Genomic DNA, 14,403 nt, shown 5'->3' on the forward strand with positions numbered 1-14,403 from the left:
TATATCCAGCAAAAAGGAATGAGTTTGCTAGATAATTAAGCGATATTAAGTCTAAGTTCTTCTTATATTTAATATTTTCATTGAATCTATAGAGCTTTATCTATGTAAAGATTTGTTAAATAGATTTAGTAGTAAACTGGGTTTTACTGCGTGTAACTCAACTTACTGCTATATGTTCAGGGAGCGAGACGCTCCCACTACGATATGTTTTTTTAATTTTTTTTTAATTTACAGATTATCCGATCTTAAAGCATCATCTTTGCTGAAGCAGGCCGTACATAATTTATATTTTAGGATATCTACTAAAATCAAATCTTATTAGCTAGTAGGTTGGGTGGAACGGAGTGTAACCCAACAATTAATTTTTATTAATACAATTAATAGTAAGACTAAAGTTTTTTAAACCAATTAGCATCAACCTCAACAGATTCAATCATTTCTATTTTCACACCAAGTCCTAAATCTTTGAGACGTTGCACCAATTCCTCACCATCTATTAAATCAATCGGAGGGGCACCATCTCTGGTTGCTTCTTTGATAGCATTTCTGGTGAATGTGCCAGTAGTAAGAAACAAACCTTTATCAGTGCGCCCCTGCATAGCACCGCGAAAGTCTCGAATTTGGCTAGATGTAACTGACTTTTGATAACGCTTGCATTGAAATAGAACATGAAAACTTAAAAAACCATTAATTCGCGCAATTCCAACTCCATCAATACCACCGTCTCCAGATTTACCCGTTACTTCTACCTGAATAAATCCAGATTCACGAAGCAACCGCTGTGTTAAACGTTCAAATGCAGAAGGTTCAAGAGTTGACAGAATGTTGTGAAGTTGTTGGTGCCATGAAATTTCTTCTAAAGTTTCTGGATAATCAACTATTTCATCACTTGTCTCAACAGATGTAAGATTATTTTTGTGAGACTCCCGAACAACTTTAACTATTTCCTTGATATCTAAATCATTAGCATTCACTGATGTAGATGTCAAAGACCATACACCACGCGCTGAATTTTCCAAAAGCCCATATTTTTTGAGATAAGTACGACTCCAACCAAGTCGGTATTCTACTTCGCTTCGTGAAGAATTACCATGAAGAATTTCCAGCACTTCATCAGATAAGTTAAGAATTTGCGTTACTTTCTCGTAAATTTCTTCATTAGTACCCGAACCATCTAAAATCTGAAGAGCTTTGATAGTAGGTAGTAGCATTGCATCAAATGTAGGCACTGGGGAAAAATCTTTTGTCATGGTAAAACTGTGTATCAATCGATAAAAATATAGCATCAATTGATCTAAGTGTTATACGCAATAACCAGGACTATGGTGCGTTACGGCTTTCACAATTTCTGCTTTTATCGGACAAATTTCGTGCCGTAACACACCCTACAAACTCCCCTACAAGATAACTAACTACCAACTATTACTTCGCCATTTAATTCAGATTTTATATAATTAACAATTTCCTCTACATTTTCCAAACCTTTACCATAATCCATCACGGCAGTTGGTATAAATGGCGAAGTCTTGATTTCAATCAACGTCTCATTATCTCCTACACTTTGAGTTGATATTTTGATGATTTCCCCAAAACTTTTCCATGACATTTTTGTTTTAGCTTTGATAGTTCCAGTTTGCAAATCTTTCTGTTTTATAACAGCCTTATTTAGAGAAAGAATTGCTTGTTCGCAAATTGGTATTACTTCGCTGATTGTGCGATCGACGCTGACTTTACGAGACTGACGAGGGTTAGTATTACTTGTATCAATTCCTTTCTTCTTTAATCTTTGATCTGAAAAATAGCTAAAGACTGCCATAATGAATCCGAAAACAATACCCGCAATAGAAGCACTTGTTAAGGCAATGTAAACGTTACTGAATTGAAAACTATAAACAATACCCATCCAAACGCCGAAAAATAGTGCTGATAAGAAAAATATTCTAATGTATTTCATCTGCTATATTTCCAACCTTTTTGTCCAAGTTAAAACAGAGCTTGCGTAACCGACTGGAATATGAATATTTTCTAAATGACCGATTGAATGCAACCCAGTTCCTGATGTTCATCACTTATTTGATTGAAACGGGGAAATCCATTATAGAAAATACTAATGATTAACATTTTGTAATGGTATCATAAAGCCCTCACTCTGGAAGGTGGGGCTACAATTACAAAGCCTGCCTCCGCAGGTTAAAAATATTATTAGCAATTAATATTATTTATATTCCTATCTCTTATTTCCTCTCACCATGAACAACCCACTCCAAAACTACAACCCCAGCGATGTCGGACAAATCAACGGTAATATCTTCGGTTTACCCTTTGATTACGATTCAGCAAATTTAATCATCATCCCCGTACCTTGGGAAGTAACGGTTTCTTATGGTGCGGGTACAGCTAATGCACCACAACGAATTCTCGATGCTTCACCACAGTTAGATTTATTTGATTTCGATAACCCTGATGGATGGAAGCAGGGAATTTTTATGATGGAAATTCCTCAAGATATGTTAGATAAAAATAAATATTACCGACAGCAAGCAGCAACAATTATCGAACGATTGGAACAAGGTAAATCGTTAACGGATGCACCAGATTTAACATCACTACTTACGGAAATTAACCAAGTTTGCGGAAATGTAAATCAGTGGTTATTCGATAAATCTCAGCAAGCAATTAACGATAATAAAAGCGTTGCAGTCATTGGTGGCGACCATAGTTCACCGTTAGGTTATATGCAAGCTTTAGCTAATAATTATTCCAGCTATGGTATTTTACACATCGATGCTCATGCTGATTTACGTAATGCTTATGAAGGCTTTGAGTTTTCCCATGCTTCAATTATGTACAACGTCATGAAATTAGCGCAAATAACTAAATTAGTTCAAGTTGGTTTGCGGGATATTTGTCACGATGAAGTAGAAATTATTAACCAATCCAATAATAGAATAGTTGCTTATTACGACCCAATTATTAAACAAAAACTTTATTCTGGAACTACTTGGATCGATTTATGTAAGGAAATTGTTGGTCATTTACCCGAACAGGTTTATATTAGCTTCGATGCGGATGGTTTAGACCCCAAACTTTGTTCAAATACGGGAACTCCGGTTCCTGGAGGTTTGGAATTAGAACAAGCTTATTGTTTGATTCGAGAAGTTGTAAACAGCGGTAGAAAAATTATTGGTTTTGATGTTTGTGAAGTTGGTGATGCAGAATGGGATGGTAATGTTGGTGCGAGGGTGGTTTTGAAATTGGCGTATTTGATGGGTTTGTCTAATAGTTAGTTAATAAAGTAGATGTTATCAGACTTAAAGTCAGTTCGGACGGGCAGGGATGCCCATCCCACAAGAATTTTATTAAGTGCTTGTAATTATGAAAATTACCTTAGTTTTGAGCTTACTTTAATTAAGCTTATTTAACCAAAAATATTTGGTAAATTAACTAGAATAGTATCATAACACTATCAATCTCAAAAGCCGTTTATTAAAGCTTTAGGGGTAAACATATGATTGCACAAGCACAAGAGAAAAAACTTTACACGCCGGAAGAATACCTCGAATTTGAGGTAAACTCAGAGGAACGCCATGAATACATTAATGGTGAGGTTATTTGCGTGGCTGGTGGAACCCCAAATCATAATCGAATTGGTCTTAACTTTGGTGGTGCGCTTAATTTTGGACTTAAGCGTCAACCTTATGATGTCTTTGTCACAGACCAAAGAGTTTGGATTCCTAAAAAACGAATTTATACTTATCCCGATGTGATGGTTGTTCAAGGTAAATTGCAATTACAAGAAGGTAGAAAAGATACAATCACCAATCCGTTAATGATTGTTGAGGTGTTATCTAAATCTACTAGAAATTATGATAAGGATAAAAAGTTCTCGGCTTACCGTACAATTCCTACTTTTCAAGAATATATTTTAATTGACCAGTATACAACGCAAGTTGAGCAATATTTTAAGACTGGTAAAAATAGCTGGACTTTTTCTGAGTATTTTGATGCTAATGAAACCGTTTCTTTAAATTCAATTAATTTTGAAATTAGCCTTGAAGATATTTACGATAAGGTTGAATTTGATGCTTTATCTGGCGATTAAAATCGCGGCTACACAGGCAAAGTCCACCTGCGTGGACTAATAAACCCACGCAGGTGGGTTTTGTTTGTGTAGCTGCGGTTTCAACCGCCGAATACTTTTAAAACTATTTAATCATCTTTAATATCCCACTGCACGGGGTCTAATTTATAATAATTCTGCAATAATTCGTAAAGCGCTAGATGCTTTTTTTGTAACTGCTGAGGTTTTTCAAAAAAGCTTTCGGTTGCTACGGAGAAAAATTCAGCGGGACGAGTTGCACCATAACTATACATTACGGTTTTTCTTTGTTGTTCTACATCGTTACACAACTGTTTATATTCTTGTGTCATCACTTTTGACCAATTAGAATAATCCGAATTGTTTTGTAAAATCGGAACTCCTTCAACCTTTCCCTCTTCTTGATCTAATTGGTGAGCAAATTCATGTAAAACAACATTTTGTCCATCTTTCCAATTACAAGTATCTTGTTTCACCTGTTGCCAAGATAATATTAGTAAGTCTTTACTCCAGGATTCTCCTAATCTGACAACGGGCTTTTCTTCAACTACATATTTTCCGCTGACGGTGGTTTCTTTTGTAAAATAAGCTGTTGGATAAATTAAAATAGAACGTAATTTAGGAAAGTATTTTCCTCGTTCGTTGAGCAGAAGCAAGCAAGCAACAGCAGCAATAATTACTTTTATTTCTTCTGTTACTTGTAATCCATTACAACCGATAAATTGCTTTTCCGCTAAGAATACTTGAATGTGTCCCTGAAGTCTTCGTCTTTCGGTGGGGGAAAGATGGGGATAAATGGGGAGATTATTTTCAATGATGGAATTCCAAAGTGGCGGAAATGGACGGTGTTTTAAGCGGTTTCTTTTTTGTTTGATTAAGCTGGGGCTGAGTAAAATTGCGATCGCGATTATTATGATTATGAATAAAAATATAATGGCTTGAAGCATTTTATAAGCTTTACGGTGGTAGTTGGCTGTGGGGATATCTTTTTTTACCGTAGCTCACTGGGATGAGAGATTGCATTATTCGGTGGGTGAAGAAAAACGCCTACCCATTCAGAATCTCAGTTAGTGCTTCATTAATTACATCATCGCTAACACCGCGTCGCTTCAAACTCGCAACTAAAGCATTAACCGTATTGTTTTCCAATCGTTCCAAATCTACACGAAGCCCTTGTCCAATATAAGCACGCATTAATGGTTGATAACCAGAAAATCCCAGTATTGGCGCAATTCGCTTTAAATCTTCCACCACATCTTCGGGCATTCTAATTGTTACCGCACTCATGGGACGGTTTTTGTCTAAGCGTTTTTTTAAGGTTTCAATTTTCATCGGGTTTAAGCATAGGCAAGCGTATTCACATTATGAATAGATTGTGCTTAACTATGCAAGTTTGAAATTTTGCGATTATTATAATTGAAAATTATGGATAAAAAACTTTCAACGCAATATCTATAAGCATATCTTGATGATTTTTGATTTCCTCTTTTGTCCAAGATTGCTTTAGCCCTATATTTCTTGTTAACTCAACAGATGATTTTTGAAAAAGTGTTTTTTTTGCTTCAAAAGGATCGTTACTGGCTATGCTATTTTGCGCGGGATCTAAAATAGTTAGATTCCCCAAGGAATTTATCAAAGGTTCTAAACTCTCCTGTTTGCTATCTGCTTTTTGCGGATATATATGTTCAATTGAAGTTCCGGCAAAGTCATAAATTCTGCTTTTGTCTATACACGATGGATTTCCCTTAGCTCCTGATTGATACCATTGATAATAATATTCTATGGTCATCAAAAAATATTTAAGAGGCTTATTACTTCCTCCAGATACTTTATAGTCTAAAGTTGCTAGAGCATTTCTGAATACCAAATCTGATGCTTTATCATTAATTAAGTTCTGTAGCTTTTGCCTTAAACTTAATATGTTATATAAACCTGGATTTTCACGGATAGCAACCGATTCTTCCTGATAAATTTTTTTTAAAGATGTGGCGTGCTGATTACATATTATTTTATATCTAAAAAAAACTTTTTCTACCATCTGTACAATTTCTGAGAATTTTTTCTGTTCAAGCTGTGAAGCAGCTAAAAATAATGGTACAGATAAAGTATGATCGAGTTCTTTCAAAAGAATACTTAAACGAGTTATATCCCAGTTAGTTATTGGTTGTTTTGCTTGATGTAACCACTGTCCCTCTAATAATTTCCTACATTTAAAAATATCCTCACGTATATCCTTGACTGTTTGATATACTTTTTTTGAATCAGAATCTGTAAACTCTTCTATTTTGTGCTTTTTATGTTCTGGTAAAAAACCATCAAGTAGTACATCAAATAGTTCATCTTGTTTAGCTCTTCTACCCTTATAGGATTCATAAATCCAGTTCAAATAATTTGCTGTATTTGATGGAGAATCAGCAAGTATATCATCCCAAAAGCGTTCACAACTGTCTTGAGAATCCCCAAAACCTTCCAAAATTTCTAAAGTATTTGCTTTCAATAAATCACCGACTGTTAAATTAGTTCCTCTATCATTGATAACTTGAAATAATCTAAATGCGTCTTCTTTACTATCAGTTACCATATATAGAATCGTAAAGTCGTTATCTATAATATTCTGTATTATTTCAATATCGTCCATTTTTTCTTCTAACTTGGACGAACTGATGATATTTCGTACTGCTTTTAAAAGCATTTCATATGCTTTATTGATTTTATGGTGTGAATCTCTTGTGGCAGATGGTTCCTTCTCGCGGATAAGTTCTTTGTAAAAAGGATGATCTACCCTTGAAAGTTTCATAACTTCTATAGAATTAACCTTTCGCTGAACTTCTTGCTTAAATTCTATAAATCTTTCAGATAGTACTTTGATACGTCCCTGTAATATAAATTCATTATCTGCGTCTCCTGAATTTTTAGCTTGTTCAAGCAATTCATTGTATATTTTTATTAAACAAGACATTAATAATGTGAATGTCGAAATTCTTTGCTGTCCATCAATAATTTCGTATTCGTTTTGATTAACAGCTCCCGCAACAGGATATCTTACACAAAGAACACCTCCGAAAAAATGATTCACTGGTGTATGCGACTTTCTTCTATCAAAGCAATTTTTCAAATCTTTAATAAAATCTTCAACAGATTCTGCTTCCCATGCATAAGCTCTTTGATACTTCGGGATAAAGAACATCGGTCTATACTCGAAAATCTTACCCACCGAAGTGTATGCAGGTTCCATCTTCATATGAATTACACCAAAATAAAACGTATGTAGTAGTTTACACTAACAGTCAATAAATATAAACTTAAATCAATTTGCTTCTTAGCGGAAGAATTGCATAGCAACCATGATATTTTTATTCTGGAACCGTATAAAACCTATAATTTATCTACACACTATAATACTTTTGGTGCTGGTGAAGTTGTAATGCAGGCAATGAAACAACAGTTTAAGAAAACAAACCCTCAACATCTCTTGACTGATGTAAAACTCTAAAAATTTCCACACCATCAGGAATTTTTGAATAATATACAATGTATGGTTTGATAGGAAAGCTTTTTATCCCTTGGAGTAAATCATCTCTTGTTTTGCCCATGTCAGGAAACTGAGCCAACATTGGGAAACGATTGAGAATTTGAACAATTTGTTTATCTGCTGCAAGTTGATTCTATTGAGCTATATAAACCCAAATATCTTCCAAATCTTGTTCGGCTTTGTGAGAAAGTTTATAGGTATTCATTTTTATTAATCCTGTTCTAACTCACGCTTTCCCCGCGCTTTAATATTTTCTAGTAAGTTAGGTAAAGACTCATCATCGTATTCTGTATATTCCCCATTCTTCAACTCCTCGGCTCCAACTGCAATATCACGCTTCAAAGCCTCAAATTTCAACTTTCTTAATTCTTCCTCTGTACGCTCAAGCTTATCTATCATTTCCTGAAACGCACTTGCATCGTGAACGACAACTTCTGCTTTACCATTCACAGTCAGCACTAGAGGTGATTTAGTTGCCTTAATCCGCTCCAAAAACTGCTTAACATTCCGCTTAAAATCTGTCAAAGAATAAATATTATCTAAATTAATCATAAATAAACTAAATTAATTACTTAATTAAATATCTAATAAAATCCTGATTTAATCATACAACATTACCTTCTCTCTAAACCTCTTACCTCCGCGCCCTCAGCGCTCTCTGCGGTTTATATTTTCTTATCCTTCCCTAACCCAAAAAGTCCCCAAACTACCGTAAAATAAAGCTTCATACAGCATCTACCTAACAGTGTTCCCCATGCTCTGCGACTACCTCGTACAAATCCTGACCGCTCGCGTATACGATGTTGCTCAAGAATCACCATTAGAAATAGCTCCTTTACTCTCCAAACGCTTAAATAACAATCTTTTGCTCAAACGCGAAGATATGCAATCGGTGTTCTCTTTTAAACTGCGGGGTGCTTACAACAAAATGGCAAACCTGACACCGGAGATGCTGCGAAAAGGTGTAATTGCTGCTTCTGCGGGAAACCATGCTCAAGGTGTGGCTTTAGCTGCTTCTAAGTTGGGTACTCGCGCAATTATCGTGATGCCGAAAACTACTCCCCAAGTGAAGATTGATGCTGTGAAAGCGCGGGGTGGTGAGGTGGTTTTATATGGCGATACTTATGATGATGCTTGTGGATATGCGCGTCAATTGGGAACGGAAAAGAATTTAACGTTTATTCATCCCTTTGATGATCCAGAAGTAATCGCGGGACAAGGTACGATTGGTATGGAAATTTTGCGGCAGTATCAAAAGCCAATTCATGCAATCTTTGTCGCGATTGGTGGAGGTGGTTTGATTTCGGGAATTGCAGCTTATGTAAAGCGGTTGCGTCCGGAAATCAAGATAATTGGGGTTGAACCAATTGATGCGGATGCTATGTATCAATCTTTGCAGGCTGGACATCGGGTACGTTTATCTCAAGTAGGTTTGTTTGCCGATGGTGTGGCTGTGCGAGAAGTTGGTGAAGAAACCTTTAAGCTATGTCAGCAGTATGTTGATGATATTATTCGGGTGACTACCGACGATACTTGTGCGGCGATTAAAGACGTGTTTCAGGATACGCGCTCTATAGTTGAACCTGCGGGGGGATTAGCTATAGCAGGTGCCAAAGCTTATGTAGAGCGAGAAGGAATTGAAGGTGAAACTTTAGTGGCGATCGCCTGCGGTGCTAACATGAATTTTGACCGTTTGCGGTTTGTTGCCGAGCGTGCTGAGTTTGGGGAGCGTCGCGAAGCTATTTTTGCTGTGACAATTCCGGAAAAACCGGGAAGTCTGCATAAGTTTTGTAAATGTATTGGCAAGCGTAATTTAACCGAGTTTAATTATCGCATTGCTTCGGAGAAAGAAGCGCAAATTTTTGTGGGTGTGCAAATTCAAAACCGTGCAGATGGGGTAAAAATAGCTGAAACTATTACCAATTGCGGTTTCCCAATCATAGATTTAACCGACGATGAATTAACGAAAATGCATTTGCGTCACATGGTAGGAGGGCGATCGCCTTTAGCTCACAATGAATTATTATATCGTTTTGAATTTCCCGAACGTCCGGGTGCATTAATGCAGTTTGTTGGTTCGATGAGTCCTAATTGGAATATCAGTTTATTTCACTATCGTAATAATGGCTCGGATTACGGCAGAATAGTTGTAGGAATGCAGGTTCCACCAGAAGAAATGCAAGAATGGCAAGCATTTTTAGATACTTTAGGCTATCAATATTGGGATGAAAATAAGAATCCAGCTTATAAGTTGTTTTTGGCATAAAACTATAGGGAATGGGGAATAGGGAACAGAAATAAAATCTTAATGTAAAGAGGCGATACTATGCGCGTCTCTACAAAATTTTAGGATATGTAACAAATAAATTCAAACTACAAACGCTAATAATTTTTAATTTGAAAATAAGAAAGAAATGCTTATTTCACTTATTAAGTAAAACACTATCTTAATCCAATAAAAAATGAAAACATTGCATCTACCATCGGGAAGAAAAATCCCAATTTTAGGACAGGGAACTTGGCGCATGGGTGAAGACAGCAGTCAAAAAGATGCTGAAATTGCGGCTTTGCGTCTCGGTTTAGATATGGGAATGACGCTTATCGACACGGCAGAAATGTATGGTGAAGGTGGTGCAGAAGAAGTTGTAGGGGAGGCGATCGCCAATCGTCGCGAGGAAGTTTATCTTGTAAGTAAGGTGTATCCACACAATGCCAGTCGCAAAGGGGCTGTTGAAGCTTGCGAAAGAAGCCTAAAACGACTAAAAACCGATCGCATTGACCTTTATTTACTACATTGGCGAAGTTCGATACCGCTTTCTGAAACCTTGGAAGCCTTTGAATCATTAAAGGAAGCTGGGAAGATTCAAGATTACGGTGTAAGCAATTTCGATGCAGATGACATGAAAAAGGCAATTAATTTACCCGGTGGTAAGCAAATTGCAACTAATCAGGTTTTATACAACTTGGCGCGTCGCGGTATTGAGTGGGATTTGCTTCCTTGGTGTCATCAGCAGAATATACCTATTATGGCGTATTCACCAATCGAACAAAAGGCTATTTTAAAGAATTCTCAATTGAAATCGGTAGCTTCACGATATAATGCGACTCCCGCACAGATTGGTTTAGCGTGGTTACTTCAACAACAAGGAATAATCGCAATTCCCAAAGCTAGCAACCCCGAACACGTTAAAGAAAACAGTACTGCTTTGGATATTCAACTCACCCAAGAAGATTTAACTCAACTCGATCAAGCTTTTCCACCACCAAATCGCAAAATGTCGTTAGCTATTAGATAGGAATAATGTTTGTAGCAGCGCTACTCCTCGAGAAAACTTCGTTTACAGCGCATCTGGATTCCGGATGCGCTAAAGCGCTACTACGAACCTTTATCCCTTATATTTTATAACTCTTTTTGTAGTACGAATACCTTTACCAATAAGACATACTTCAATAATACAGAAGCTACTTTAAGCAACCCGGCTTTCAACAAGCTAGGTTTTTCCATGATATTTACAACAAATTTCAAGCTAAACATCATAGTCTGAACTATTTGCAATACAAGCATCATAGCTTATTTATCTCCAATCTTTCCCCGCAAATCTCAAAAAAACTTGTAGCACCCCCTTGACACATTCGTAATACATCATGTAGCATTAGGTTACAAGAGTAATACAGCAACTACAAACCGCTGGCATTAACCCATCAGAACCATGAAAATTGAATTGCCATATATGGGGGTGTAACTCAGTTGTAAGAAGCGCCTGTCTGTCGAACTGGAAGTCGCGGGTTTGAGTCCCGTCATCCCCGTGTAGCCTTGTGTCTGATTTTTAGTTAGAGCTGTCTGTAAAACAGTCCATTCTGGTTGTGAGTTCAATTCTCACCCGACCCATTATGGAGAGGTCGCTATTGGTAAGGTCAGCTGTTTGCCGTCGCAGTCGTGGTTAAATCCATTGCAGGTATGTCCTTGCGGACACGCTCCGCTAACAAATCCTGTCCTCTCCGCCTGAGAACGTGGTGTAATCGGATAACATCTCAGATTACGAATCTGAAGACTGTAGGTTCAATCCCTACCGTTCTCATTACATGGGAAAGATGTTGAAATGTCTGGCTTGAGATGCTGAATTAGACCAGTTCATTTGATAGTATCCATCTTTCCTCCTTTATCCCCCGGTAGCTCAATTGGTAGTAGCGCCTGTGTGAAGAACAGGAGGTAGTCAGTTCAATTCTGACCTGGGGGACTCATTGCCCTATAGCTCAACTGGCAGAGCAAGCGGCTGTTAACCGCGAGGTTGTAGGTTCAAATCCTACTAGGGCAGTTCATTGGGAAGTAGGCAAATAGGCAAAGCCGTCGCACTTTGAATGCGAAGTTTGAAGGGTTCTCCCAAAGGGAGACGCTGACGCGAACGATTCCTTCCTTCCCAGCTTATGCTGCTGTAGCCCAATTGCAAGAGGCGCTGGTCTTAGAAACCAGGCGTTGTGGGTTCAAATCCCTCCAGCAGTATTATCCGGGTGTAGCGAAACTTAAAAATTTTGTTACTCGGATTCATGGGTCGTTAGCTCAATTGGTAGAGCATCCGGCTTTTAACCGGAAAGTTCAGAGTTCGAGTCTCTGACGACCCACCTTGCCCCTGTAGCCCAATTGGAAGAGGTGCCAGACTTAAAATCTGGAAGTTGCTGGTATGTCCTTCGGACACGCTGAGCCGCACGCTCCGCGTGAACGCTAACAAATCCAGTCAGGGGTATTACAGAGACAAAAATGTTTTTGTAGCTAAACGCTAGGGAGTTCAAGTCTCCTCTGACACCCATTTACAGAAGATGCTGCTCATGGGAGAGCAACTGGTCTTGAAAACCAGAGTACGGCAGCGATGTCGTAGGGGTTCGACTCCTCCATCTTCCTCCACCATTTTCGTTAAGTCTTCATAACCGCCTTGAAATAAATTTTAAGGCTCATATTCAAAGTACGTTAAAACGCGCTAAAAGCCTTGCTCAGTCTTATGAAGGAAGACTTCGTTTATTAGCCTTGGAATTAATTCCAAGGCGGTTGTTGATAATGCTGCAAGATGTTAGTTACATTTTGAAGGCAAAATTCTACCAGCAAGAATAAATTATTTCTTTCTTTAGATACTAGTAATTTATGTCAAAGTTGTAGGATGCTATTAAAATATTACTTTTAATAAAGTAAACCCCTAACGATTAAGTTAAAATTCACTTCAGTTCATGGCAGAAGAATCCAGAAATCGAGAAGCATTTATTCCCTACCGTCGCAGCGATATTATCAAACTTTGTTTGGATGACGATCGATTAAATGCTGCTGAAACTCAAAAGTTTAAAGATTTTTGCGAAATTTTATCGTCATATTATCATTTTCGCTTTCACAAAACGCTGGAAATCATTAAAGATAATTACGTGCCTTTTAATCCCAATGCGGATGTTGAAGCTTTAGTTCCACCGAGTTTTGAAAAATATGATGAAATGGAATCCACTGTAGTTGATGGATTCGAGCATATTTTAGAAAGGGCAAATTATATTAGATTACCTGAATATGATATCAAACAATCATTGGGTCAAACATCTTTAATAGATTTAAGGACTGAAGTTGATTTTGATGAATTTGATAAGGTTGTCTGCTATTATCGAGGCGATTCTTACAAAACGATTACCCAGAAAAAATTCTTTTTTTGGAAGAAGGAAAGAAGAATCGATATTTTTGAAAGAATTGTTTTATTAATTAAGTTCAAGGAAGCGGCTTATTTTGGCGCTAAGAAGGAGCAGACAAAAGAACTTAAATTTATTCCCGGTAAGATGTATCTTTATTTTTACAAAAATATTCCTAAATTAGATATTGACTTGCTCTTTCCTAACGTTACTACTAGCATGACTTGGAAAGACAGATTATTGTTTGGAGTTCCTGCTATTGGTGCTGCAATTCCGTTGATTTTAAAAGCACTACCAAATATATTGTTGTTGGTTGCGGCAATTTTATTCGCATTAAATGCACAACCTTTGGTTGAACAATTAGAGGTAGAAGAAAATCAAGCTAGAAATATAATGCCCGTTTTAGTCGCTACCTTATCGCTGGGTATGGCTTTGGGTGGATTCGCTTTTAAACAATATAGTAATTATAAAAGTAAGCGCATCAAATTTCAAAAAGATGTTACAGAAACGCTGTTTTTCAAAAACTTAGGTAATAATGACAGCGTATTTCAAACATTTATAGATTTAGCAGAAGAAGAAGAATGTAAAGAAATTATTCTTGTATATTATCATTTGCTGACAAGCAATAATTCACTCAAACCTGAAGAGTTAGATGCTCGTATCGAAGCTTGGATGCAAAAAAAGGTGGGTACTACAATCAACTTTGATATTAACGGGCCATTAGATAATTTAGCAAATATTCGCGGTAAGCTGATTACAAATGATGTCTCTGAGGAGAATACGCCAGAAATTCCATTACTAGAGTATGATAATCAAGGTTTTTGTAACGTTCTTCCTTTAAATGATGCGAAGAAAGTGATCGATTACGTTTGGGATAATGCGTTTAATTATAACGGGATAAGTTTGTAGATTTATTAGAAAATAGTTCGGGAAAATCAAAAAGTTAGCTCAAATCTTTGTTATGTTATTCTTTTATGATAGGTGTATGCAATAAATACAGTAGGTTATAAAATCTGTAATCTATAGCTTTTACTCATAGCAAGCAGTGTAGTTTAAAAAATAGGTTCTTCAGTACCTAGTATGCTAAAAATACCATTAAAAGCTATAAGATGAAGAA

At 36.9% G+C, this 14,403-nt stretch carries 11 protein-coding genes, 8 tRNA genes and 1 pseudogene; 13 read left to right on the top strand and 7 right to left on the bottom strand.

Going from position 1 to position 14,403, the window contains the following annotated elements:
- Positions 1 to 389: 389 nt before the first annotated feature.
- Together ACM03V_RS18335 and ACM03V_RS18340 are read right to left on the bottom strand one after the other, a co-directional pair.
- Positions 390 to 1,250, bottom strand: a complete 861-nt coding sequence (locus ACM03V_RS18335; protein ID WP_414622238.1) for a restriction endonuclease — start codon at positions 1,248 to 1,250, stop codon at positions 390 to 392.
- A gap of 158 nt (positions 1,251 to 1,408) precedes the next feature.
- Positions 1,409 to 1,954, bottom strand: coding sequence for a hypothetical protein (locus ACM03V_RS18340; RefSeq protein ID WP_414622239.1), 546 nt, complete (start codon positions 1,952 to 1,954; stop codon positions 1,409 to 1,411).
- A 295-nt stretch (positions 1,955 to 2,249) separates the two neighbouring features.
- On the opposite strand from ACM03V_RS18340, the gene ACM03V_RS18345 reads away from it, so the two are divergent.
- Together ACM03V_RS18345 and ACM03V_RS18350 are read left to right on the top strand one after the other, a co-directional pair.
- The gene (locus ACM03V_RS18345; protein WP_414622240.1) at positions 2,250 to 3,287 is read left to right on the top strand and encodes an agmatinase family protein; all 1,038 of its coding nucleotides are present in this window, start codon (positions 2,250 to 2,252) and stop codon (positions 3,285 to 3,287) included.
- 221 nt (positions 3,288 to 3,508) lie between these two features.
- Positions 3,509 to 4,102: a Uma2 family endonuclease gene (locus tag ACM03V_RS18350; protein ID WP_414622241.1), complete on the top strand. Its 594-nt coding sequence runs from the start codon at positions 3,509 to 3,511 to the stop codon at positions 4,100 to 4,102.
- Positions 4,103 to 4,209: 107 nt separating this feature from the next.
- Here the strand turns inward: ACM03V_RS18350 and ACM03V_RS18355 are convergent, their stop codons facing one another.
- The 5 genes and pseudogenes from ACM03V_RS18355 to ACM03V_RS18375 form a co-directional block, all read right to left on the bottom strand.
- Positions 4,210 to 5,046, bottom strand: coding sequence for a M90 family metallopeptidase (locus tag ACM03V_RS18355; RefSeq protein WP_414622242.1), 837 nt, complete (start codon positions 5,044 to 5,046; stop codon positions 4,210 to 4,212).
- Positions 5,047 to 5,146: 100 nt separating this feature from the next.
- Complete coding sequence (locus ACM03V_RS18360) at positions 5,147 to 5,431, bottom strand: hypothetical protein (protein WP_414622243.1); 285 nt, start codon at positions 5,429 to 5,431, stop codon at positions 5,147 to 5,149.
- Between the two features lie 91 nt (positions 5,432 to 5,522).
- Positions 5,523 to 7,340: a DUF262 domain-containing protein gene (locus tag ACM03V_RS18365; RefSeq protein WP_414622244.1), complete on the bottom strand. Its 1,818-nt coding sequence runs from the start codon at positions 7,338 to 7,340 to the stop codon at positions 5,523 to 5,525.
- A 205-nt stretch (positions 7,341 to 7,545) separates the two neighbouring features.
- A pseudogene (locus ACM03V_RS18370) lies at positions 7,546 to 7,749 on the bottom strand (type II toxin-antitoxin system RelE/ParE family toxin); the annotation flags it as partial.
- Positions 7,750 to 7,841: 92 nt separating this feature from the next.
- Positions 7,842 to 8,183, bottom strand: coding sequence for a type II toxin-antitoxin system prevent-host-death family antitoxin (locus ACM03V_RS18375; protein ID WP_414622245.1), 342 nt, complete (start codon positions 8,181 to 8,183; stop codon positions 7,842 to 7,844).
- A 202-nt stretch (positions 8,184 to 8,385) separates the two neighbouring features.
- Here ACM03V_RS18375 and ilvA point away from each other — a divergent pair, with 202 nt between their 5' ends.
- From ilvA to ACM03V_RS18430, 11 genes are all read left to right on the top strand, one after another.
- The gene (gene ilvA, locus ACM03V_RS18380) at positions 8,386 to 9,897 is read left to right on the top strand and encodes a threonine ammonia-lyase, biosynthetic (RefSeq protein ID WP_414622246.1); all 1,512 of its coding nucleotides are present in this window, start codon (positions 8,386 to 8,388) and stop codon (positions 9,895 to 9,897) included.
- Positions 9,898 to 10,093: 196 nt separating this feature from the next.
- Positions 10,094 to 10,927 carry an aldo/keto reductase gene (locus ACM03V_RS18385; protein WP_414622247.1) on the top strand — a complete coding sequence of 278 codons (834 nt, stop codon included), beginning with the start codon at positions 10,094 to 10,096 and terminating at the stop codon, positions 10,925 to 10,927.
- A gap of 709 nt (positions 10,928 to 11,636) precedes the next feature.
- Positions 11,637 to 11,710: transfer RNA gene (locus ACM03V_RS18390), tRNA-Arg, on the top strand.
- 85 nt (positions 11,711 to 11,795) lie between these two features.
- Positions 11,796 to 11,869 (top strand) — tRNA-Phe (locus ACM03V_RS18395).
- Between the two features lie 5 nt (positions 11,870 to 11,874).
- Positions 11,875 to 11,947, top strand: a tRNA-Asn gene (locus ACM03V_RS18400).
- 5 nt (positions 11,948 to 11,952) lie between these two features.
- A tRNA-Gln gene (locus ACM03V_RS18405) sits at positions 11,953 to 12,053 on the top strand.
- A 5-nt stretch (positions 12,054 to 12,058) separates the two neighbouring features.
- Positions 12,059 to 12,132: transfer RNA gene (locus tag ACM03V_RS18410), tRNA-Leu, on the top strand.
- Positions 12,133 to 12,178: 46 nt separating this feature from the next.
- A tRNA-Lys gene (locus ACM03V_RS18415) sits at positions 12,179 to 12,251 on the top strand.
- A 4-nt stretch (positions 12,252 to 12,255) separates the two neighbouring features.
- Positions 12,256 to 12,373 (top strand) — tRNA-Leu (locus tag ACM03V_RS18420).
- A gap of 69 nt (positions 12,374 to 12,442) precedes the next feature.
- Positions 12,443 to 12,531, top strand: a tRNA-Ser gene (locus ACM03V_RS18425).
- Between the two features lie 317 nt (positions 12,532 to 12,848).
- Complete coding sequence (locus ACM03V_RS18430) at positions 12,849 to 14,195, top strand: TMEM143 family protein (protein ID WP_414622248.1); 1,347 nt, start codon at positions 12,849 to 12,851, stop codon at positions 14,193 to 14,195.
- Positions 14,196 to 14,403: the final 208 nt, after the last annotated feature.

The organism is Calothrix sp. CCY 0018, assembly GCF_963920925.1.
Classification (GTDB): Bacteria; Cyanobacteriota; Cyanobacteriia; order Cyanobacteriales; family Nostocaceae; genus Rivularia.

Bases quoted from the DNA above. Each gene is read 5' to 3' on its own strand.
- ACM03V_RS18335 (WP_414622238.1), bottom strand. From the start codon at position 1,250: ATGACAAAAGATTTTTCCCCAGTGCCTACATTTGATGCAATGCTACTA.
- ACM03V_RS18340 (WP_414622239.1), bottom strand. From the start codon at position 1,954: ATGAAATACATTAGAATATTTTTCTTATCAGCACTATTTTTCGGCGTT.
- ACM03V_RS18345 (WP_414622240.1), top strand. From the start codon at position 2,250: ATGAACAACCCACTCCAAAACTACAACCCCAGCGATGTCGGACAAATC.
- ACM03V_RS18350 (WP_414622241.1), top strand. From the start codon at position 3,509: ATGATTGCACAAGCACAAGAGAAAAAACTTTACACGCCGGAAGAATAC.
- ACM03V_RS18355 (WP_414622242.1), bottom strand. From the start codon at position 5,046: ATGCTTCAAGCCATTATATTTTTATTCATAATCATAATAATCGCGATC.
- ACM03V_RS18360 (WP_414622243.1), bottom strand. From the start codon at position 5,431: ATGAAAATTGAAACCTTAAAAAAACGCTTAGACAAAAACCGTCCCATG.
- ACM03V_RS18365 (WP_414622244.1), bottom strand. From the start codon at position 7,340: ATGAAGATGGAACCTGCATACACTTCGGTGGGTAAGATTTTCGAGTAT.
- ACM03V_RS18375 (WP_414622245.1), bottom strand. From the start codon at position 8,183: ATGATTAATTTAGATAATATTTATTCTTTGACAGATTTTAAGCGGAAT.
- ilvA (WP_414622246.1), top strand. From the start codon at position 8,386: ATGCTCTGCGACTACCTCGTACAAATCCTGACCGCTCGCGTATACGAT.
- ACM03V_RS18385 (WP_414622247.1), top strand. From the start codon at position 10,094: ATGAAAACATTGCATCTACCATCGGGAAGAAAAATCCCAATTTTAGGA.
- ACM03V_RS18430 (WP_414622248.1), top strand. From the start codon at position 12,849: ATGGCAGAAGAATCCAGAAATCGAGAAGCATTTATTCCCTACCGTCGC.